At 53.4% G+C, this 19,635-nt stretch carries 18 protein-coding genes and 1 pseudogene; 5 read left to right on the top strand and 14 right to left on the bottom strand.

What is annotated here, in order from left to right; all coding sequences use genetic code 11:
- Nucleotides 1-61 precede the first annotated feature (61 nt).
- On the top strand, nt 62-421 hold the full coding sequence (locus ACR0DE_RS08675) for a group I truncated hemoglobin (RefSeq protein ID WP_170403431.1): 360 nt from the start codon (nt 62-64) through the stop codon (nt 419-421).
- A 3-nt stretch (nt 422-424) separates the two neighbouring features.
- Nucleotides 425-1,447 (top strand): adenylate/guanylate cyclase domain-containing protein, encoded by a 1,023-nt coding sequence (locus ACR0DE_RS08670; RefSeq protein ID WP_480752672.1) that lies wholly within the window; start codon nt 425-427, stop codon nt 1,445-1,447.
- A 123-nt stretch (nt 1,448-1,570) separates the two neighbouring features.
- Here the strand turns inward: ACR0DE_RS08670 and ACR0DE_RS08665 are convergent.
- The 5 genes and pseudogenes from ACR0DE_RS08665 to xylF form a co-directional block, all read right to left on the bottom strand.
- Nucleotides 1,571-1,921: pseudogene (locus tag ACR0DE_RS08665) on the bottom strand (DDE-type integrase/transposase/recombinase); the annotation flags it as partial.
- Nucleotides 1,922-2,012: 91 nt separating this feature from the next.
- Nucleotides 2,013-3,320, bottom strand: coding sequence for a xylose isomerase (gene xylA / locus ACR0DE_RS08660; RefSeq protein WP_480752670.1), 1,308 nt, complete (start codon nt 3,318-3,320; stop codon nt 2,013-2,015).
- Nucleotides 3,321-3,329: 9 nt separating this feature from the next.
- The gene (locus tag ACR0DE_RS08655) at nt 3,330-4,133 is read right to left on the bottom strand and encodes an ATP-binding cassette domain-containing protein (protein WP_480752668.1); all 804 of its coding nucleotides are present in this window, start codon (nt 4,131-4,133) and stop codon (nt 3,330-3,332) included.
- Nucleotides 4,133-5,431: a sugar ABC transporter permease gene (locus ACR0DE_RS08650; RefSeq protein WP_480752666.1), complete on the bottom strand. Its 1,299-nt coding sequence runs from the start codon at nt 5,429-5,431 to the stop codon at nt 4,133-4,135. The genes ACR0DE_RS08655 and ACR0DE_RS08650 overlap by 1 nt, the downstream gene beginning before the upstream one ends.
- A gap of 60 nt (nt 5,432-5,491) precedes the next feature.
- Complete coding sequence (xylF, locus tag ACR0DE_RS08645) at nt 5,492-6,511, bottom strand: D-xylose ABC transporter substrate-binding protein (protein WP_155150139.1); 1,020 nt, start codon at nt 6,509-6,511, stop codon at nt 5,492-5,494.
- A 151-nt stretch (nt 6,512-6,662) separates the two neighbouring features.
- Between xylF and ACR0DE_RS08640 the strand changes: the two genes are divergently transcribed.
- The gene (locus ACR0DE_RS08640; RefSeq protein ID WP_170626595.1) at nt 6,663-7,880 is read left to right on the top strand and encodes an ROK family transcriptional regulator; all 1,218 of its coding nucleotides are present in this window, start codon (nt 6,663-6,665) and stop codon (nt 7,878-7,880) included.
- Nucleotides 7,870-9,381, top strand: a complete 1,512-nt coding sequence (locus ACR0DE_RS08635) for a CRTAC1 family protein (protein WP_480752663.1) — start codon at nt 7,870-7,872, stop codon at nt 9,379-9,381. Before ACR0DE_RS08640 ends, ACR0DE_RS08635 begins: the two co-directional genes overlap by 11 nt.
- Here the strand turns inward: ACR0DE_RS08635 and ACR0DE_RS08630 are convergent, their stop codons facing one another.
- The 6 genes from ACR0DE_RS08630 to ACR0DE_RS08605 form a co-directional block, all read right to left on the bottom strand.
- Nucleotides 9,382-10,683, bottom strand: coding sequence for a cytochrome-c peroxidase (locus tag ACR0DE_RS08630; protein ID WP_480752660.1), 1,302 nt, complete (start codon nt 10,681-10,683; stop codon nt 9,382-9,384).
- Nucleotides 10,680-11,633, bottom strand: coding sequence for an aldose epimerase family protein (locus tag ACR0DE_RS08625; RefSeq protein ID WP_480752659.1), 954 nt, complete (start codon nt 11,631-11,633; stop codon nt 10,680-10,682). The genes ACR0DE_RS08630 and ACR0DE_RS08625 overlap by 4 nt, the downstream gene beginning before the upstream one ends.
- Nucleotides 11,630-13,087, bottom strand: a complete 1,458-nt coding sequence (gene xylB / locus ACR0DE_RS08620; RefSeq protein WP_170396198.1) for a xylulokinase — start codon at nt 13,085-13,087, stop codon at nt 11,630-11,632. The genes ACR0DE_RS08625 and xylB overlap by 4 nt, the downstream gene beginning before the upstream one ends.
- A 570-nt stretch (nt 13,088-13,657) precedes the next feature.
- A complete protein-coding gene (locus ACR0DE_RS08615; RefSeq protein ID WP_480752657.1) occupies nt 13,658-14,365 on the bottom strand; it encodes an IS6 family transposase in 708 nt (235 codons plus the stop codon).
- Between the two features lie 136 nt (nt 14,366-14,501).
- Complete coding sequence (locus tag ACR0DE_RS08610; RefSeq protein ID WP_480752655.1) at nt 14,502-15,311, bottom strand: phytanoyl-CoA dioxygenase family protein; 810 nt, start codon at nt 15,309-15,311, stop codon at nt 14,502-14,504.
- 4 nt (nt 15,312-15,315) lie between these two features.
- Entirely contained in the window at nt 15,316-16,374 is a 1,059-nt protein-coding gene (locus ACR0DE_RS08605; protein ID WP_480752653.1) for an L-idonate 5-dehydrogenase, read from the bottom strand.
- 69 nt (nt 16,375-16,443) lie between these two features.
- Here ACR0DE_RS08605 and ACR0DE_RS08600 point away from each other — a divergent pair, with 69 nt between their 5' ends.
- On the top strand, nt 16,444-17,211 hold the full coding sequence (locus ACR0DE_RS08600; protein ID WP_170565707.1) for an SDR family oxidoreductase: 768 nt from the start codon (nt 16,444-16,446) through the stop codon (nt 17,209-17,211).
- A gap of 47 nt (nt 17,212-17,258) precedes the next feature.
- Here the strand turns inward: ACR0DE_RS08600 and ACR0DE_RS08595 are convergent, their stop codons facing one another.
- Genes ACR0DE_RS08595 through ACR0DE_RS08585 form a run of 3 tightly spaced genes read right to left on the bottom strand, consistent with a single transcriptional unit; the run spans nt 17,259 to nt 19,630 of the window.
- Nucleotides 17,259-17,849, bottom strand: a complete 591-nt coding sequence (locus ACR0DE_RS08595; RefSeq protein WP_170403474.1) for a LysE family transporter — start codon at nt 17,847-17,849, stop codon at nt 17,259-17,261.
- 16 nt (nt 17,850-17,865) lie between these two features.
- Nucleotides 17,866-18,789 carry a 2-hydroxyacid dehydrogenase gene (locus ACR0DE_RS08590; RefSeq protein ID WP_480752650.1) on the bottom strand — a complete coding sequence of 308 codons (924 nt, stop codon included), beginning with the start codon at nt 18,787-18,789 and terminating at the stop codon, nt 17,866-17,868.
- Nucleotides 18,782-19,630 (bottom strand): fumarylacetoacetate hydrolase family protein, encoded by an 849-nt coding sequence (locus ACR0DE_RS08585; protein WP_480752648.1) that lies wholly within the window; start codon nt 19,628-19,630, stop codon nt 18,782-18,784. Before ACR0DE_RS08585 ends, ACR0DE_RS08590 begins: the two co-directional genes overlap by 8 nt.
- Nucleotides 19,631-19,635 lie beyond the last annotated feature (5 nt).

Raw genomic sequence — 19,635 nt, 5'->3', positions numbered from 1 at the left:
TTACCCGGTGTAGTCGATCCACCATTTTCTTGGTATTAGTTTGTTTAAGGGGGATTTTGTTATGGCCGAGCGCACACTTTATGAAAAATACGGTGGGTTTTCACAGATCAGCAAGATCGTGTTCTCGTTCTATGACATCCTGCTGGACAATGACGAGGTTGGACCCTTCTTCGACAACGTGGATATGAGCCGCATGGTCGACCATCAGACCAAGTTCATAGCGTCGCTCCTTGGTGGTCCGGCCTCCTACACCGACAATCAACTGCGCCAGTTACACTCTCATCTCGCAATTACGGATGACCATTTCGACGAGTTGGAGGTCGTGCTCCGTGATGCTTTGCAAAGACACGGCGTGGATGCCGAGGATATCGATATCGTTGTCGCGGAATTCAGTAAACGTCGCCCCTTGATTGTTGGATAAATCATGACCATCGAAGCCATCAATGAACAGCTCCTTCGCGCGATTGGTGTGGGCGTTGCCCTACTGGACCGTCAATCGCTGAAGTTTGGGTTCCGCAATGATACGTTTGACGAGTGGTTCAGTGCCGATGGCCCTTCAGACCAATTGCAGCAGCTCTTTCCTGATCTGGATATCGACACAGTGCAAACAAGCCTGTCCGGCACCGGGCGGCATACATCAGAAATCACGTTCAAAAAGAAACGCCGCACACTGGTGATCGCACTCGATTTCACGGTCGCGCACGACGATGTGCTGGTTCTGGTATGTCAGAACATCACCCGTATCAAAGAGCTGGAGTCCATGATCGACTCCTATTCGATGATGGTCGAACGGAACACCCGCGAGTTGAAGCGGGAAAAGGAGCAGGTTGAAAAACTGCTGCTAAATCTGATGCCCCGGTCGGTCTACGAAGAGTACAAGACTTTCGGCGTGGTCACGCCACAACTCTATGACCCCGTCTCCGTCCTGATGCTCGATTTCGTGGGGTTCACGGATATGGTCGCCTCGCAGGACCCAAGCGTCACCGTCACTGAGCTGAACGATATTTACAGCGCGTTTGATCGCATAGGTGAGCAATTCGGTTGCGAACGGATCAAGACAATCGGAGACGCATATATCACCGTCGCTGGTCTGCCCGATCCGACTCCGGATCACGCCAAGGCAATCGCAAACACAGCCATTCGTTTCGTACGCTATTTGACCCGCCGAAACCTGAGCCATCCGCATCAGTGGCGGTGCAGAATTGGACTGGCCACGGGATCGGTAGTCGGGTCGGTCGTTGGCATCCAGAAGTATGTGTACGATATCTTTGGTCCGGCTGTGAATCTGGCCTCCAGACTTCAGGAATTCTCTGACCCGATGCAGATTTCAGTCCAGGACGAAGTCGCGCAGGTCCTCAAAGATCAGTTTGACCTTGAGAATGTCGGCGCGCGAACAATCCGTGGGTTTGGACAGCAAGACATCTGGCGCTTGTCCGACGATAGCTAAGCGTCAATGCCCGCTGTAATCCTTTGTTCGCACTAAATGGTGACTGATCACTGCAGTGACTACAGTAGGCTGTTTACCCAGCCCCAAAACCACTGATCTTGATCCCGAAATAAGCGGCTACTCGTTTCGGCGTTTGGTGACAACGGTTTCCAGCACCTCGCCTTCGTGATCAACAACCCGCCAGAGGCAATGTCTCTTGCCATTCGCCTTCACAAAATCTCGTCGGCGTGCCACTTCGTTATCGAGAGTGCGCGCAGTTGTTGCATCCGCTATCTTCGGATCTCAGAGGCAAACATTGGACCGAACCTGTTCCAACAGTAGCAGTCGGTTTCGTGACTCAGGTCGATGCCTCGCTCGTGCAACAGATCTACGGCATTCCGAAGCAAGAGCGGGAATCGGATGTACAGCATCACAGTCAAGCGGATGATCTCAGAACCGGTTATTATAGTATTTGAAAGAGGCAGGTCTGGTCATGGGCAAAAGCTACGCAACACCCCTACCCCGCCCAAGTAAAGTTCTTCTGACAAGATTTTTTTGACAGTTCCCCGATTGCAGTTTTCCTTGGTCACACAAACCTGTTCACATAATTCTCCAGAATCTCCTGACGCCCAGATTGTGGTTTCGGGTTGGTATTTTCCTGCAGAACCCGGGCAGAAATCTCTTCCAGACTGCTACCCAACATAGACACTGCTTCCGGCGTGTTCCAACCGGAATACCGTTCCGTCAGCGCGTCCTCCAAGCCACCGTCTTCAATCATAGCAGCCGCAGCTTTCAAGCCTCGTGCACAAATGTCCATTCCGCCGACATGGGCTGCAACAAGATCTTTTGCATCAAGCGATTGCCGACGTGTTTTGGCGTCAAAATTTGTGCCCCCAGTTGTAAAGCCACCAGCCTTCAGGATGTAGTAAAATGCCAAAGCAACCTCTGGCGTGTTGTTCGGGAACTGGTCCGTATCCCATCCGGATTGGTAATCGTTTCGGTTCATGTCGATCGAGCCAAGCATCCCTTCGGCAGCGGCGACCGCAATTTCATGCTCGAAACTGTGTCCGGCCAGGATCGCATGCCCCTGCTCGAGGTTCAACTTGACCTCGTCCTCCAACCCGTACTTCCTGAGAAATCCAATACAAGTCGCGGCGTCGTAGTCGTATTGGTGTTTAGACGGCTCCTGAGGCTTGGGCTCCACGAGAATAGTTCCTTTGAACCCAATCTTGTGTTTGTATTCAACGACCATGTTCAAGAAACGGCCCATGTGGTCCAACTCGGTTTTCAAATCCGTGTTCAGCAGGGTTTCATAGCCTTCTCGGCCACCCCATAGAACGTAGTTTTCTCCGCCGAGCTTATGAGTCGCATCCATGCAGGATTTCACTGTCGCAGCTGCAAACGCAAAAACGTCGGGATCAGGATTGGTACTGGCACCAGACATCCAGCGACGATGGCTGAACATATTGGCCGTGCCCCAAAGCAGCTTGGTGCCAGACACCTGCATCTTTTCACCGATATAATCGGTGATATCTTCTAATGTGCGCAGGTTATCGGCAAAATTTCCCTGTTCGGGCCGGATGTCAGCGTCGTGCCAGCAAAAGAATGGCTGCCCCAAAAGCTCAAACAATTCGAATGCAATATCTGCCTTCTGACGGGCCCGGCCCATATCGTCCTGAGGATACCATGGGCGTTCGAACGTAGGTCCACCAAAGGGGTCTCCGCCCTCCCACGCGAATGAATGCCACCAGGCCACTGCAAACCTCAGATGGTCCTCCATACGCTTGCCCATGATTATTTCATCCGGGTCGTAGTGACGAAAGGCCAACAGGTTCTTGCTGTCCACGCCTTCAAACTGGACCTTCTCGATCCCTTCAAAAAATCCACTTGGCATTTCTGCCCCCTACTCTGCTTTTTGCGCTGGCTGCTTGCCTAGAATGATCATCGACAAAAGATCGTCGTCAGTGACATCTGCAATATCGACCGTCCCAACCAGTTTTCCGTTCTTCATGACCGAGGCGCGGTCGCACAGTTCCATGACGGCGTGCACATCGTGATCGATCAGAAATATCCCAATTCCTTGCGCCTTCAGCTGGTGGATCAGATCCGCCACCATCTGGGTTTCATGCGGCCCAAGCGCCGCAGTGGGTTCATCCATGATCAGAATGCGGGCATTGAAATAGACGGCCCGAGCAATCGCCACAGACTGTCTTTGCCCACCCGATAAGGCGGAGACCGGGTCATTGAACTTTTGAAAGTTTGGGTTGAGCTGTGCCATGATCTTTCGGCACTCGGCCTCCATGGCTGCGTCGTTGACCAAACCAAAAGGCGTCGTCATCTCGCGCCCCAGGAACAAGTTTGATGTCGCGTCCAGATTGTCGGCCAAGGCGAGCGTCTGATATATCGTTTCGATATTGTTCGCCCGGGCGTCACGAGGATTGCCAATCTCGACCAGCTTGCCATCGATCAGAATCTCGCCGTGGTCCATCTGATACGCGCCGGACAATACCTTGATCAACGTGGACTTTCCGGCCCCGTTGTGGCCAAGCAGGCCAACGACTTCACCCGGATAGAGATCGACCGACACATGGTCGACGGCCTTGATCCCACCGAAGGAAATCGAGATGTCGCGCATCTCGACCAATGGCGGCGCGCCTGAACCGCGCCCAGTGCCAGAAGGTTTTTTCTGCGTATCCTGAGCTTGCATCACTTTGCCCCCAGTCGGTTGCGGTAAACGATGTCGATATAGACGGCCAACACGAGGACGCTGCCGACGACGATGTTCTGAAACGGCGCGTCAACGCCAACCATTGCCATGCCCGATTGCAGCGCCTGCATGATCAATGCACCCAGGATCGCGCCATAGATGGTGCCGATGCCGCCCGACAATGCGGTTCCTCCGATCACTGCAGCTGCTATGACCCGAAGTTCGTCGAGCGTACCAATGTCGTTCGAATGGTTCGCCAAGCGAGCCGAGGCGACCACCGCGGACACGGCGCACAAGAAACCCATCAAAGCAAAGATTTTCACGGTCAGCAGCCGAGTGTTGATACCCGAAAGCTCTGCCGCATCCGGGTTGCCGCCAGTGGCAAAGATGTACCGACCAAACCGGGTTTTTCGCGCCACAATTGTCAGCGTGACAGCCACGATGATTAGGATGAGTACAGAAATCGGTATGCCGTATCCGACGACCAGCCCCTCTGGCATTGTCTCTCCGCGCGCTTCGAACATACGTTGCAGCCGCCGCGTTGGTATGGCGTAACTGTTTACGATGTAAACGTACCCAAGGATGGCGATTGCGATTATCCCGGCCAGAGTGGCTTCGGCCCAGACAGGTTTGACGGGGAATCCATGTGCCGCCTTTGCGCGACGACTGCTCCGCAAAGCCCAGATCGCGATTGCGGTAGCAAACAAGCCGAACAGCCAGCTTGTCGTCGTTCCCAATGTCCCGTTGGTCCCGCCAAACATCAAGAATGTACTATCCAGAGGACCAATCGTCTGACCGCTGGTCAAATACCAAGCCACATTTCTCCAAACCAGAAATCCACCAAGCGTGACGATGAAGGCTGGTATCGTCAGGTATCCGACCATCCAGCCATGAAACGCACCAATCAGCGTGCCGACAAACAGCCCAACAACAATGGTGATCGCCCAGGTTGCTGGATTGTTCAAACCCATCCCAAGGACTTGTGGCAAAAGCTCGGTTTGCGTCATCGCCATCACGGCCGAGGTTGTTGCCAGCAGTGCACCAACCGACAAGTCGATGTGCCGCGTGACGATAATAAATACCATCCCGCATGCCATAATGGCGACCGAAACCGTTTGGATGGACAGGTTGAACAGGTTACGAGGGGTCAGGAAGCGCCCATCTGTGAAGATGTTGAACCCGATGCACAGGATGACAAACGCGCCGATCATTCCCAAAAGCCGCATATCCAGTTCCAGTTGCTGGAACAGGCTGGGTTTCGCTTTTTCAGGTACCGGCTGAGACGAAGTTTCGGTCATTTCCGATCTTTCAAATTCAGCAATAGTCCCCGGCCCAGACGGGGCCAGGGACTTTGAAGTTTAGTTGCAGGGAGCAGGTCCGTTTTCAACGCCCTGACACAGATCTTCCAATGGGATCCATCCAGCGTCCACAACAACGGATAGGTTGTCCTTGGTGATCGGAACGGGCGCGAGGAAGACCGAGTTCATCTCGGTGCCACCAGGGGATGTCCAGCTCACTGCGCCTTCGACGTCAGCAGGGCTTGTCCCTCCGCTCAGTGCGACTGCGATTTCGCCAGCGGCCTTTCCGAGTTCACGAGCGTCCTTCCATACCGAAACGGTTTGAGTGCCCAGCGCAACGCGGTTCAACGCTGCGTGGTCGCCATCCTGACCTGACACCGGAATGCCTTCCATACCCTGTGCTGTTAGGGCCGCAACAACACCGCCTGCAGTACCGTCATTCGACGCAACGACTGCATCCACGTTGTTCTCGTTCGCGGTCAGGATTTGTTCCATGTTCCGCTGCGCGTTCGCGGGCAACCAACCATCTGTGTAGGCTTCACCAACGATCACGATGTCACCGCTGTCGACGGCTGCTCCGATGATCTCTTGCTGACCCCCGCGCAGGAAATCTGCGTTCGGATCAGTAGGAGAGCCTTTGATCATCACGTAGTTGCCTTTGGGCATGGCCTCAAAGACAGCCCGAGCCTGCATTCTGCCGACTTCCACGTTGTCGAAGGTCAGATAAAATGCTCGGTCGTCCTCGATCAGACGGTCATAGGCTATCACAGGAATACCTTCGTCCGCCGCGGCCTGAACCGCGGGACCAATGGCCTGCGCGTCCTGCGCTAGGATGATAAGCGCGTCCACACCCTGGGCGATCAGGCTTTCGATGTCCGATAGCTGCTTTGCGGAGGACGATTGCGCGTCTGCCGAAATGTACTCGGCACCGCCTGCTTCAAGTGCCGACTTGATGGCCGCTTCGTCTGTTTTCCAACGCTCCTCCTGAAAGTTCGACCAGCTCACGCCGACCACTGGCTCTGCGAATGCGGTCGAAGCCAACAAAGTGGCCACAGCCGAAAAGCTGAGAATTCTCTTCATGATTTCCTCCCATTTGCCGAGCCATCGCATTTCGATTCGCGGCTCTCACAAACTTGAATACCATATTTATTTCAGCCGGTAAAATATTTAGTCTGTTAGGACAGGCGAAATCCAAATAGATTGAGGTAAGAACCAGATTCGTGAGGCCAAGATGCTGAAAAGCAAAGCTTCTCAAAATGCCGCGGACCAGCGGAACATTACGCGCCTGCGGGTGTTGGAACATATTCGGACAAGAGGCTCGATCTCCAGGATAGATATCGCCAGCGCTTTGCAGACCAGCCCTGCGACGGTTACTGCAGCCACAGCCGACCTCATATCTGCGGGGCTGATCAAAGAGATCGAATCCGAACCGCAATCCAAATCCGCCAAAAGGGGTCGGCCCAGAGTTTTACTTCAGCTGGATGGCCGCTCTTACCTTGTTGCGGGCCTCAAAGTGGCGCGCCACATGATCTCGGTCATCCTTGTAGATTTCAAAGGCAACGAGGTCACGTCATACAAACATCCGTTGGACGACGTCCGGATGACGCCAGGCGCATTAGTGGCAACTATTCGCAAGGCCTTGGATGAGGCCTGCGCTCAGATCAACGAGACCCTCGACACCTTATCCGGAGTGTCAATTGGGGTTGCCGGTCTCGTGGACGCAGAAAGGAACTTTGTACACTGGTCCTCTTCACTTACCGATAGAAACGTCGATTTTAGCCAATTTCTGGAAACAGAGCTGCCCTGCCCCGCCTTTATAGAAAACGACGCCAACCTGGTAGCAAAGGCGGAACAACTCTTTGGGTTAGGCAAGGGTTTTAAGAACTTTCTTGTCGTCACGATCGAACACGGCGTTGGGCTTGGAATTGTCCTGGACGGTAAGCTATATCGCGGGGAAAGAGGCTGCGGAGCGGAATTTGGCCACACAAAAGTCCAACTGGACGGCGCGCTTTGCCAGTGCGGCCAGCGGGGTTGCCTTGAGGCCTATGTCGGGGACTATGCACTGATCCGGGAAGCAACCGTCGCCGATCAACGCATTGGAACGGAAACCATTAAAGAGATCCACGAAAATGCTCGATCCGGAGACGAAAGGGCGAAATCCGTTCTGGCCCGCGCGGGCCAGATGTTTGGTCTGGGAATATCCAATCTGATCAATCTGTTTGATCCCGAACGCATTATTTTGTCCGGAGCTCAGATGGACTTAGAACACCTGAATTCGGACGAGGTGATAACCCGAATTCGCAGTGGCGTCGTGAATGTCGATACCCCCTTGCCGGAAATCACAGCCCATCACTGGGGCGACCTTATGTGGGCCAAGGGAGCTGCGGCGTACGGGATTGAGCAGGTCTCGATCCTCAAGGTAAAGGAGCTGTCGACAAATGCGCCCTGAGCTTTGTATCCTATTCGCTTTTGCATCTGCGGCCAGCGCAGAAACTCAAGCTCCGCAATTCCAAAAGATTGACATAGGCGCTCATATCTATGACGGCGGCTGGGAGCACTTTGTTGGCGGCGGAGTCGCCGTTTTCGATTGTGACGGTGATGGGTTGCCCGAACTCTTTGCAGCGGGCGGCACCAACACATCCAAACTGTTTAGAAACACATCGCACGAAAGCGTTTCATTTCGTGCTGATACCCCCGAGCTGCTTTCCATGGTCGACGTAACTGGGGCCTACCCGCTGGATGTCGACAGTGATGGCGTTATGGATCTGGCTGTTTTGCGCGTCGGCCCCGATCTTCTTATAAAAGGTGAGCCTGATTGCAAGTTCCGCCCTTTCAGCTCCCTTGGCTTCAGATCAGAGGATCATTGGACAACCGGGTTCTCTGCCACCTGGGAAGCTAATCAGACTCTGCCAACATTGGCCTACGGAACTTATGTTGATCGTCACAATCCCGACGGCCCGTTTGAGACTTGCGGACCCACGGTCCTATACCGGCCCAGTGGCGGCAGTTACCAGCCACCGGAACATCTCGAACCAGGCTATTGCGCGCTGTCCATTCTCTTTTCTGACTGGTCCCGCACCGGGCAAGCGGATCTGCGGGTCAGTAACGATCGCCATTACTATGTACGTGGCGGCCACGAGCAATTGTGGGCAATGGAAAAAACTCCACGCCCCTATTCGAAAGAAGACGGATGGTTGGCATATTCGATCTGGGGCATGGGCATCGCTTCACGAGATCTAACAGGCGATGGCTTCCCCGAAGTTTACCTGACTTCTATGGGTGACCAAAAATTTCAAGTTTTTGACCCCGAAGCTGGCGGCCCAACCTGGCGAGACGCCACTTACAGCAAAGGCACAACCGCTCACAGGCCACATATTGGAGACGACGGTCGCCCATCAACTGGATGGCATGCGCAATTTGGCGACGTTAACAACGACGGTCTAGACGATATCTTTGTCGCCAAGGGAAATGTCGAGCAGATGCCAGATGCAGCATTGAATGACCCCAACAACCTACTGTTACAACTGGAGAATGGTCAATTTCAAGAAGCTTCAGTCGAGGCTGGCGTTGCCTCTATGGCCAAGTCGCGCGGCGCGGCTTTGGCTGACTTCAACAATGACGGCTGGCTTGATCTGGTGGTGATTAACCGGGGCTCGGAACTTGAGGTCTATCAAAACCAGCCCCACACCGGGAATTGGGTGATGCTGGACATTTCCCAAGATAAACCAAACCGCTTCGCGGTCGGCGGCTTTATCGAGGCCAGGACCGAGTCAGGTGTGGTAACCCGGGAAATCACAATCGGTGGAGGGCACACCAGCGGTATCGCAGGGCTTCATCATTTTGGACTGGGGGATGCGAAGGCAATCGAAGTTCGGGTTATTTGGCCTGATGGCGAAGAAGGAGGATGGCAGGAAATCCAATCAAATCAGATCATTCAAATTGAGCGATGATCATTGGTCAACCGGCAGTCCACTTGGAACCTGATCTGGAACACCAAGACGTTCCGCGGGATCTTCCAGACTGGCCAGAAAGCTCAGTAGCGCGCTGATCTCCTGATCCGTCAGACTTAGCCTTGACAGGTCGCTGCTTCTGGCAATCGCATCCAAATTCTCTGGGTTCGACAATGGAAGCTGATCCTTTGCACCCGGAAAGTCAGGGAGCACAGCCATTTCCAAGGAGTACGAACGCAGGGAATCCTCTGGGTCGAGATGATGGCGCACGATATCTTCAAGCTGCGCATAGGCACCGTTATGCCCGTACGGGGCCGTCAGCGTTACATTGCGTAACGAGGGCGTGCGAAACGCAAACGCATCCTCTGCGTCACCAGTTACGCGTAGGCGCCCATCATCCCGGACATGGCTTTCGAACCGCGCCGCTTTTCCGGGTCCTATCTGCGGCATCGCTATGGAGTGAAATTTGTGGTCTGTTTGGAACCAGCCCGAATGACAGATGCTGCACCCTGCTTTCCCGTAGAACAACTGCATGCCGCGCTGAGCATCTTCCGGCAACTCAGATTCCCCCCGCATCGCAAGGTCAAACGGGCTATTGACAGCGCGCCATTCGAAGGCAATGAAATCAGCTATTACATTCGCAATAGCGGAAAAGGTGATCGTATCTCCTGGTGCAACCTGAGAAAAACGCTGTTCGTATTCCGGGATGGCCGCGACGCGAGCCGCTATCAAATCCCACGCCCCGCCTTCCTGAGTAAGCAACCCGAGGCGTACAGCCTGGCTGACGTCATTCTCGGAATAGTGGCCTGCCATCTCATCAGGAGACAGCACCGGAAACATTGCCTGAGCTGCCAGAGCGGATTTGAAACCTGACCTCATATGAGTGCCCAGCGGCGTCCTGATACCGTTCGCGCGTGTCGGATCAGTTTCAAGGCGCCCATCATGAAAGAAGACTGTGAACTCGGTTGCGCCAAGATTCCAAAGACCCGGCGAATTGCGCGGGATTCGTTGCTCCGGCGGGTTTTTCGCATCGAATCTCCGCTTTGCCCCCAGACCCGCACCACCTTCACCGATCCCAAGCGAGAGCCCATCGGACGTGCCGAGTTTGGGGTGATGACAAGTCGCGCAGCTGATATTCCTGTTCCCGGACAAGATCGGGTCGTAGAAAAGCAGTCGCCCAAGTTGGACCTCTTTCACGCCAGGTTCAACAAATTCTGGGATTGGCCCAAGGTTCTGAGCCGCTGCCACCGTAGTGGACGCAATTACCACGCTAAAAGCAACAATCGGTGTAACAAGCCTCATGTCACACCCTCTGAAATCTGCAGAATCAATGTCTGCTCGTAAGGGGCTTCAGGAGCGCATATGATCGACGGGAACTCGGGGATGTTGGGCGCGTTGGGATAACCCGATGGCTCGATGCACACGCCAGCGCTCTTGTAAAAGGGTTCCGTGAGGTGAGCCCCGGAGTAAATTTGCACCCCTGCCTGGTCTGACCATACAGATAGCTTCAAACCCGTGGGTGTAGTAAGGTCGGCGACCGGAAGCCCCTTCTCTCGTGCGCTGTTGAAAACGAAGTAGTTGTCCAAATCCGTCAAAACGGCACTGATCGCTTTCGGCGCGAAAAAATCCATACCACTATCTCTTGCGTCCACAATCTTGCCCGAGGGAATACCCTGATTGTCAACTTCAAGATAACGGTTTGAAGTCAGCCGCAGACAATGTTCTGAAATGCCCGTTACGCAACCCAGGCTATAGTAATTATGTTGCGCTATACTTACGGGTGTCGGCCGATCCGGCTGTGCTGAAATCGAATAAACCAGACGCGGATAGTCCAGCCTTACTCGCACTTCAAATCTGACGGTTCCTGGATAACCGCTGGCACCCTCCGGGGAAGTGAGGCGCAATATGGCCTCGTTTGCTGTCATCTGCTCAAGAGCCCAATTCTGATACGATAGGCCTGCCCGCCCACCGTGCAAGGAATTCCGACCCTCGTTTGCGTCCAGTTCATACCGAACATTTTCCATGTCAAAACGCGCTGCTCCGATCCGGTTGGCGACACGCCCAACGATTGCGCCCAGATAATTATTATCGGTCACGTAGTCCCGCGGGTTCTCGTATCCAAGGATCATTGGCATCCCCTTGTACCACCAACCTTGAGTTGTCGCCCCGTAGCTGAGTAGCGACACGCGCATGTCGCCATCATTCAGGACGGCTCGTTCGATTTGAGGAGGTATGTCCCGCCTTTTGTTCATCGTTTCGCAAAAGGTGCTAAGGCCGAATAATATTGCCGGTAACGTTGGTATTCATTTTCGAATGCATCGATCAGATCCCCACGAGGCTCGATCACCGTGTCGATTTTGGGCGACATCATCACAGAGTCCGGGTTTGCGCCATTGACGGCGCACATTGCCAGGCGGGCGGCGCCGATGGCGGCACCAAATTCACTGCCCCGGGGCAAGGCAAGGGGCGTATTGAGCACGGTGGCCAGGTTTTTCAACCAATACCGAGATCGCGCACCGCCGCCAACGGCCAAAAGGCTGGTTGGCTTTGTTCCGGTACTCTTGAGGGCCTCCAAACAGTCCCGCATTGCAAAGGCGACGCCTTCCATGACAGCCCGCGTCAAATCAGTGGTCTCCGAGGAGATATCCACACCCAGGAACGCACCACGGATTGCACTGTCATTGTGAGGCGTCCGCTCACCTGAAAGATAAGGCAGAAACGTGATCTCTGATGGGCCATCCAGATCGGCAGGCAGCGAGGCGATCATGTCCCCAACGGACTGGCCCAGATTGCGGGAAAGCCAGTTCAAACTGTTTGTCGCAGAAAGGATAACACCCATCTGAATCCACCTGTCAGGGACAGAATGACAAAAAGAATGTATCGCCGTTTCTGGCGCTGGAGCATAGATGTCTCTGGACACCAGCAACACACCTGAGGTTCCGAGGGACAAGAAGCCAGTTCCATCGCTTGTACTGCCTATCCCACAGGCGGCAGCGGCATTGTCCCCTGCTCCCCCTGCAATCACGACCGGTCCAGACACTCCCCACTCTTGCTCCAACTCGGACCGCAGCTCCCCGCCCGGATCACTGCCTTCGACCAGTCGAGGCATTTGTTCGATGTTCATGTGACTCTGTTCCAGTGCGGTTTCCGACCATCGCCGCGCACCAACGTCCAGCCATGAAGTTCCGGCACTGTCAGACATATCGCTGACGTAGTCTCCGGTCAGCCAGAGTCGCAGGTAGTCTTTCGGTAGCAGGACCTTGGCAGTTTTAGCAAACAGGTCAGGCTCATTTGCGCGGACCCATTCCAACTTGGGGGCCGTGAACCCCGGAAAAACGATATTGCCTGAACTCGAACGCATACCCGGCAGTTGATCAAGAATTTCTGCCTCTTTAGATGCCCGCGTGTCGTTCCACAGAATGCACGGTCGCAACACGTTACCATTGGCATCCAAAAGAGTCGCACCGTGCATGTGCCCGCTCAAACCAATGCCGCGCAGCGCAGAAAACGCGTTTCCGTGTGCAGCCCGAAGCTGACTGACGACTTCTTTGCAAGCTTCCACCCAATCCAAAGGGGACTGTTCGGACCATCCGGGTTTTGAGGAAGACGTAAGGATAATGGACTCAGCGCTACCTGCGACGGAACCTGCGTCGTCGACAAGAATCCCTCTAAGACCAGATGTTCCCAAGTCCAATCCAAGATACATCTTTGAACCCACCTATCTTTATTTTAGTTGCTAAAATTAATAGCCGAATAGATATTGTCAACAAAAGTTTCAGGCAAGTTGGTTTCTCTGTGAGATAACCCCGCACCACTGCAGATTTATCGACCAAACGGCGAAATCCGTATCTCTGATCAGTAGCGCAAATCACAACAAGCGCAGCTGTCTTGTTCCTGCGCATCGCAAACATGAAGCCAATCGTCGCCCTGTTCGTTGAGGAAGTGGTTCCCAAATTACTTCGCCAAACACCTCGCAGTTAGCTGCGTGGTATAGTTAGGTTCATCCGCTTTTGCGCGTCCAATTCTGGCTTGTATTGAACAACCAATCTCAGAAAATTGCCCCATTTCCACAACTAGCGGCGCGGATCATGAAGCCCGTCATTCGTCAGATGAGTGGATTCTGGCAATCCAAGCGTGGATAACCGCACGACAAATAATAGCGCGAATATCCGAGTATCATCTTACAACGAAACGCTGGGTGGGTCCTAGGCTTCAAACTCCATTGGTGCTGTCAGACAAATTCGAACCAGTCTCAATTTGACTCAAAATCGTGAACCTATCCGGAACAAAGTTGACGCCACTCGTCAAGAGCGGCGGTTCGCGTCAGCTTGAAGGAGTCTCGGCTGGTGAGGGATATTTCCTGGTTAAAGTGGTTGTATACGTAGGAATGGTCGGAAGCGAAATTCTGTAAACTTCGAATGCGCCTTAAACCCTGCATCGCGCGCTCGCGTTGTTGATACGGCAGGTGCGAGTTCTCGATGCGGTTGTTGAGCCACCTGCCCGTCGGTTGTTTTTCGATCGTGCCCAGCTCTCTGACCGCGACTCTGTGTCCGGCGAAGCGAACCGTGACGACGGTTTCCGCTTTACCGCATCGCTTCATCAATTTCTTGAGGAATTTCAATGGTGCAGCTTTGTTTCGACGTTTGGTGACAACTGCTTCCAGCACTTCGCCCTCATGATCTACGGCCCGCAAGAGGTAATGTTTCTTGCCATTGACCTTCACAAAAACCTCATCCACATGCCACTTCCATTTCGAGAATGCGCGCAGTTGTTGCACCCGCTTACTTCGGATCTCAGAGGCAATCATCGGACCGAACCTGTTCCACCCATATCGGACAGTTTCGTGGCTCACGTCGATGCCTCGCTCGTGCAGCAGAACTTCGACATTCTGAAGTGAAGGCGAGAAGCGGATGTATAACATCACCGCAAGGCGGATGATCTCGGGGCTGGTTTTGAAATACTTGTAAGAGGCAGGATTAGTCATGGGCACAAGCTACGCAACACCCCTGCCCGCTCACCCCAAGTTCTTATGACAAGACCCTTTTGAATGTTCATTGGTTTTCGCGATTCAGGTCTGCTTCCGGGTCGATGTAGCAATGGTTCTTGGCATGCCAAGGGCGTCACTTCACTCCGGCGAAGAGTATTTGTTTCTTGCGGTCTGCATCCCTTTGACACAAAACGAAATCGTTCTCATGCAAAAAGCCCTGAGGGGAGGACGCAAGTAAGAAATGCCCAAAATCATCTCGCCCTGCGACTAGCGCAACCAAAGTTCTCACGCCATTCTGCTGTTTCATTGAAGGCTTTATGAAACGCAACGCCGCACCAATGCGTCTATCGTCTGTGTTATTGGGCCCGGATGCGTGAAAGAGATGCCCGTGATGCATGGATGCCTGCCCCGCACGCAATTCGGCAGCAACTGCATCTTTTTCGTTCACATCGACTGCGATTTCCTGCCCACGTGATAACAGATTGTTTTCGCTGAAAGTGTCCACGTGAGGCACGATACGGCTCTTGTGGCTGCCAGGAACAAACTTCATACACCCGCTTTGCTCAGACGCTTCTGAAATCGCAACCCAACAGGTAACCTCTTCAGCATCATCCAATCCCCAATAGGTCAAGTCTTGGTGCCACGAGACTATCTTCGATGATCGCGCTTCTTTTACGAAAAGTGCACCGCTCCAAACCATGAGGTCCGGCCCTAACACCGTTGAAGCAGCATCAATCAGCTTCGGATGGCGAAGTAGTGCATCGAATGATGGTATCAGCCTGTCCGGATAAGAATATAGAAGCTTGAGTTTATCTGGGTCGTCTCTGAGAATATGCTCAGCTTTCTCAAAATCATTGCGCAGCGCTTGGACCTCAGAAGCCGTCAGGATATCCAGCGGAGCTACGAAACCGTCTCTTTCATAAGTCTTTGCAATATCACTCATTCGTCTATCCATCGTCATTTTCTGAAAACGTTAACTGCACCTTCATTGATTGGCTTCGATCAGACGCGACCTCAAAGGCAGTGACAGCCTCGCCAACTTCGAAGGAATGCGTTACCAACTGGTCGACGTTAATTAGTCCGCTTCGCATCATCTCGACCGCGACTGAGAACTCGGAATGGAAACGGAAAGACCCGCAAAGCACTATCTCTTTTGCAGTCAACGCCTGCATCGGCACAGTCATATCTCCGCCCAGACCAAGCTGAACCAATGTTCCACCCGGTCGCAAGCATGCGACGCCAGAAGCCAGAGCCGATTGAGCCCCGGAACACTCCAGTTGTACATCAACCTGACCCTTGTCGTTTTCAAACTGCTCCAGTTTTTGTGGATCGGTGTAGGTGTTGATGACATCGTCTGCCCCGCATCCACGCGCCAGAGCGAGGGTCTGGTCCGAGATATCCGTCGCCACTATTCTGGCCGCCCCAGAACGACGCGCCGCCAAGATCGTGAGGCAGCCGATTGGACCGCATCCCGTGATAAGAACCGTTTTACCTAAGAGGCTCCCAGCTTGTTTAATCGCGTGCAAACAGACCGCCAAAGGTTCGGCCATAGCGGCCTGCGCAGGACTTAACCCATCTGCTGGAACGCATTGACTGGCTTTCGCTACGAGTTTGCTTTGAAAAGCGCCTTGGATATGCGGGAACGGCATCGCGCTGCCATAGAACTTCATATCAAGACAGTGGTTTTGCTGCCCGTTCAGACAATAACTGCAGGATTGGCAAGGTCGGGATGGAGAAACTGCAACCAGCTGACCTAGGTGTAGCCCCCGCACACTTGATCCAACTTTCACTATTTCCCCGGCGATTTCGTGTCCAAGCACCATCGGCTGACGCAACTTGATCGCACCAAAACCACCGTGGTTGTAATAATGCAGGTCAGAGCCGCAAATCCCTCCCGCGCGCATGGCAATCAAGACTTCGTCTGGCCCCACGTCGTGCACATCCCGGTTTTCCAACCTCAGATCTTTTGCGGCATGGATAACAACAGCAACACTGGCCGTAGACATTGCACGGACTCCCTATACAGATTGCCAAAAGATACGGATAGTCGGTGCTGACAACCAAGGGATTTTTGCATGACGCTTGAAATGTTTAGCCTAGAGGGAACACGCGCGCTCGTAACAGGCTCTAGCCAAGGCATCGGATTTGCGTTGGCTCGTGGTTTGGCTGCCGCCGGTGCGCAGGTCGTTTTGAACGGGCGCGATGCCACTAAACTAGCGTCAGCAGCATCCGAGCTGAGCGAAACAGGTGCCTCGGTACGCGAACTTTCGTTCGATGCAACCGATCATGAAGGTGTCCGATCTGCTGTGGACGACTTTGAAGAAAAAGTCGGCCCAATAGACATCCTGATAAACAACGCCGGAATGCAACATAGGACGGAGTTACAGGATTTCCCCGCTGATGCCTTCGAGCGCCTGCTACAGACAAATGTAGCGTCCGTCTTTCACGTCGGTCAGGCTGTGGCACGGCACATGATTGAAAGAAAGTCTGGTAAGATCATTAACATTGCGTCGGTTCAATCCGCATTAGCAAGACCGGGTATTGCGCCTTACACGGCGACAAAAGGCGCCGTGACCAATCTTACAAAAGGAATGGCAACTGATTGGGCTAAGTATGGTCTAAACTGCAATGCCATTGCGCCTGGATATTTCGATACACCTTTGAACGCCGCCTTGGTTGCCGACCCAGAGTTTAGCTCATGGCTTGAGAAACGTACCCCGGCCGGTCGCTGGGGCAATGTAGAAGAACTTGTCGGCGCCGCCATTTTCCTTGCTTCCCCTGCATCCAGTTTCGTCAATGGTCATACTCTCTATGTCGATGGTGGAATAACGGCGTCACTTTGATCTGCAGCTTCCAATCGCCTGCTAAGTAAGACCGACTTAGATATCGTTCATAGCGCCGACCCCAAGGCAATCACCACAACCACCATTAATGAAGCGGCCATCGCAATATTGATCCTTTGATGCGATCTCTCGCTTAAATCAAGGCTACCCAGCTTTGCGCCAGCACCCAGCCAGATCATGTGCACTGGAACCCAAATCATATTGAATACTACGATTTTTATGACGACCTCCCAAACGGGCGCATCGGGCAAAAAGGCAAACCCTGAAAACAATGCTGTGCCGACCACGTAAGCCTTGGGATTGATGAACTGAAGTGTCAGACCGTTCGCAAAACCAAGCGGCGAAACCGCAGGAGAAAATCCGACCTTTGAGCCGGCGCTGGCAATACGCCAGGCGAGAAATACCAGATACCCGACAGAGGCGAATAGCAACAAAGTTCTAAGCACCGGTACAGCCAAAGCAACCGCAGCGACTCCAGAGACAACTAACATCATGTTGATGAACCCGCCCAGCATCAGACCAGCCACAAAGGCGAGTCCAGCTCGAAAACCAAATGCTGATCCGATACCCGCAGTTGTTAGAACACCCGGGCCCGGCGTAATCAGCAGAAAGAAAACCGCGACAGCAAACTCAAACACTTTTCAGATTGGCCTATTACAGATCTCTGCATTCCGGCACAGCTGTGATCACCGATCCGTCCTTATGGTGTTGCAGCAGATTGTCGACAGTCAGGTCACCCATTGCTGCACGCGTCTCAAAAGTCGCGCTACCAGCGTGAGGGAGCAGAACGACATTGGACAACTCGCGCAATGCTTTTGGAACGCGCGGTTCGTCCTCGAAGACATCAAGCCCTGCCCACCCGAGCTCACCATTTTGCAATGCAGTAATTAAGGCAGTTTCGTCGACAACCGAACCTCGACTAACGTTTATCAGAGTGCCGCCTGCCCCCAACGCGCGCAACACCTCAGCGTTGACCAGCCTATTGGTCGACCGGCCGCCAGGCGTGATGCATATGAGAACGTTCACATGCTCTGCCATTTCAACCAAATTGTCGAAATATCGGTACGGGACATCCTTTTGATTGCGGGTGTGATATGAGATTTCGGGTGCCCACGGCTCCAACTTATCAACAATCGCCTGACCAATGCGACCAAGACCAAGAATGCCTATTTTTTGATTGTCCGCTGATCGCGTCAAAGGGGCATTACCTTCAACTTCCCATCGCCCGGACCGGACGTAATCATCGTCACGTATGAGCTCTCGATAACATGACAGCAACAGCAGAACGGCGGTGGTTGCGACTTCTTTGTTCAACACATTGGGCGTGTGCGTCACAACAATCCCACGCTCAGCCGCAGCATTAGCGTCGACGGCGTCGTAGCCGACTCCATAGACGCTGATCATCTTCAGATTACTGAGTGAAATCATTAGGTCATGCGGAACGCCATCATGCCCGTTCGTTACGATATGCGTAATACCTTCCGCGTTGAAATCGTCCAATTGTTGAATATTGAACACTGAGGACAGGCGTTCTCGCATCCGTTCAGTGATCCCTCCGATTTGCAACAATTCAGTCATCTTGGCCGACCTTTTGCCGCTGAACACCAAGCCCATCGATACGAAGCTCCATGACGTCGCCCTTTTTCAGATAAACTGGTTCCGGTTTGATCCCCATTCCAACACCGGGCGGTGTTCCGGTTGAAATGACGTCACCGGGGTGCAGTGTAAAAAGTTGGCTTAGATGCTCAATGATCTCGGCAACGGAAAAGATCATCGTGGCGGTATTCCCGGTTTGCATGCGCTGACCGTTTACATACAGTGACATACCAAGATTCTGGGGATCCGGCACCTCATCCCGGGTCACTAACCACGGGCCGGTAGGGCCATATGTGTCGCAGGATTTTCCTTTGGTCCATTGACCGGTCAGTTGCGTTTGAAAATGCCTTTCCGACACGTCGTTTACGATGCAATAGCCCGCAACATATTCGAGTGCGTCGGCCTTGGAAACGTATTTGGCCGTCTTACCAATGACGACCCCCAGTTCGCATTCCCAGTCGGTATGTGTAGACCCCCGCGGCATAACAACATCATCATAGGCACCTATGACAGCCGAGTTCGCCTTGAAAAAAAGTATCGGATGCTCGGGAATATCTGCGCCGGTTTCTGCAGCATGGTCTGAGTAGTTCAAACCGATGCAAAGAAATTTGCCGATGTCACCGACACACGGAGCGATACGAGGGTCACCCTCTACAATTGGCAGGTTGTTCGGATCCAATGACCGCAGGTTATCAAGCGTTCCGTCATCCAACATATCCCCCGTGATATCATTGATATGAGCGGACAGATCCCGCAATTGACCCTCAGAGTCGACCAGGGCTGGCTTTTCCGAGCCCTTGGCTCCGTAACGAACAAGTTTCATTTCTG

This window comes from Ruegeria sp. C10, from assembly GCF_056537805.1.
This window is presented reverse-complemented; position numbering and strand designations above follow the sequence as displayed.

What these genes read in the sequence shown, in the direction of transcription:
- xylB (WP_170396198.1), bottom strand. Translation starts at nt 13,087, where the DNA reads ATGTATCTTGGATTGGACTTGGGAACATCTGGTCTTAGAGGGATTCTT.
- xylF (WP_155150139.1), bottom strand. Translation starts at nt 6,511, where the DNA reads ATGAAGAGAATTCTCAGCTTTTCGGCTGTGGCCACTTTGTTGGCTTCG.
- ACR0DE_RS08655 (WP_480752668.1), bottom strand. Translation starts at nt 4,133, where the DNA reads ATGCAAGCTCAGGATACGCAGAAAAAACCTTCTGGCACTGGGCGCGGT.
- ACR0DE_RS08590 (WP_480752650.1), bottom strand. Translation starts at nt 18,789, where the DNA reads ATGACTGAATTGTTGCAAATCGGAGGGATCACTGAACGGATGCGAGAA.
- ACR0DE_RS08630 (WP_480752660.1), bottom strand. Translation starts at nt 10,683, where the DNA reads ATGAGGCTTGTTACACCGATTGTTGCTTTTAGCGTGGTAATTGCGTCC.
- ACR0DE_RS08650 (WP_480752666.1), bottom strand. Translation starts at nt 5,431, where the DNA reads ATGACCGAAACTTCGTCTCAGCCGGTACCTGAAAAAGCGAAACCCAGC.
- ACR0DE_RS08605 (WP_480752653.1), bottom strand. Translation starts at nt 16,374, where the DNA reads ATGTCTACGGCCAGTGTTGCTGTTGTTATCCATGCCGCAAAAGATCTG.
- ACR0DE_RS08615 (WP_480752657.1), bottom strand. Translation starts at nt 14,365, where the DNA reads ATGACTAATCCTGCCTCTTACAAGTATTTCAAAACCAGCCCCGAGATC.
- ACR0DE_RS08625 (WP_480752659.1), bottom strand. Translation starts at nt 11,633, where the DNA reads ATGAACAAAAGGCGGGACATACCTCCTCAAATCGAACGAGCCGTCCTG.
- ACR0DE_RS08675 (WP_170403431.1), top strand. Translation starts at nt 62, where the DNA reads ATGGCCGAGCGCACACTTTATGAAAAATACGGTGGGTTTTCACAGATC.
- ACR0DE_RS08600 (WP_170565707.1), top strand. Translation starts at nt 16,444, where the DNA reads ATGACGCTTGAAATGTTTAGCCTAGAGGGAACACGCGCGCTCGTAACA.
- ACR0DE_RS08640 (WP_170626595.1), top strand. Translation starts at nt 6,663, where the DNA reads ATGCTGAAAAGCAAAGCTTCTCAAAATGCCGCGGACCAGCGGAACATT.
- ACR0DE_RS08610 (WP_480752655.1), bottom strand. Translation starts at nt 15,311, where the DNA reads ATGAGTGATATTGCAAAGACTTATGAAAGAGACGGTTTCGTAGCTCCG.
- ACR0DE_RS08635 (WP_480752663.1), top strand. Translation starts at nt 7,870, where the DNA reads ATGCGCCCTGAGCTTTGTATCCTATTCGCTTTTGCATCTGCGGCCAGC.
- ACR0DE_RS08585 (WP_480752648.1), bottom strand. Translation starts at nt 19,630, where the DNA reads ATGAAACTTGTTCGTTACGGAGCCAAGGGCTCGGAAAAGCCAGCCCTG.
- ACR0DE_RS08670 (WP_480752672.1), top strand. Translation starts at nt 425, where the DNA reads ATGACCATCGAAGCCATCAATGAACAGCTCCTTCGCGCGATTGGTGTG.
- xylA (WP_480752670.1), bottom strand. Translation starts at nt 3,320, where the DNA reads ATGCCAAGTGGATTTTTTGAAGGGATCGAGAAGGTCCAGTTTGAAGGC.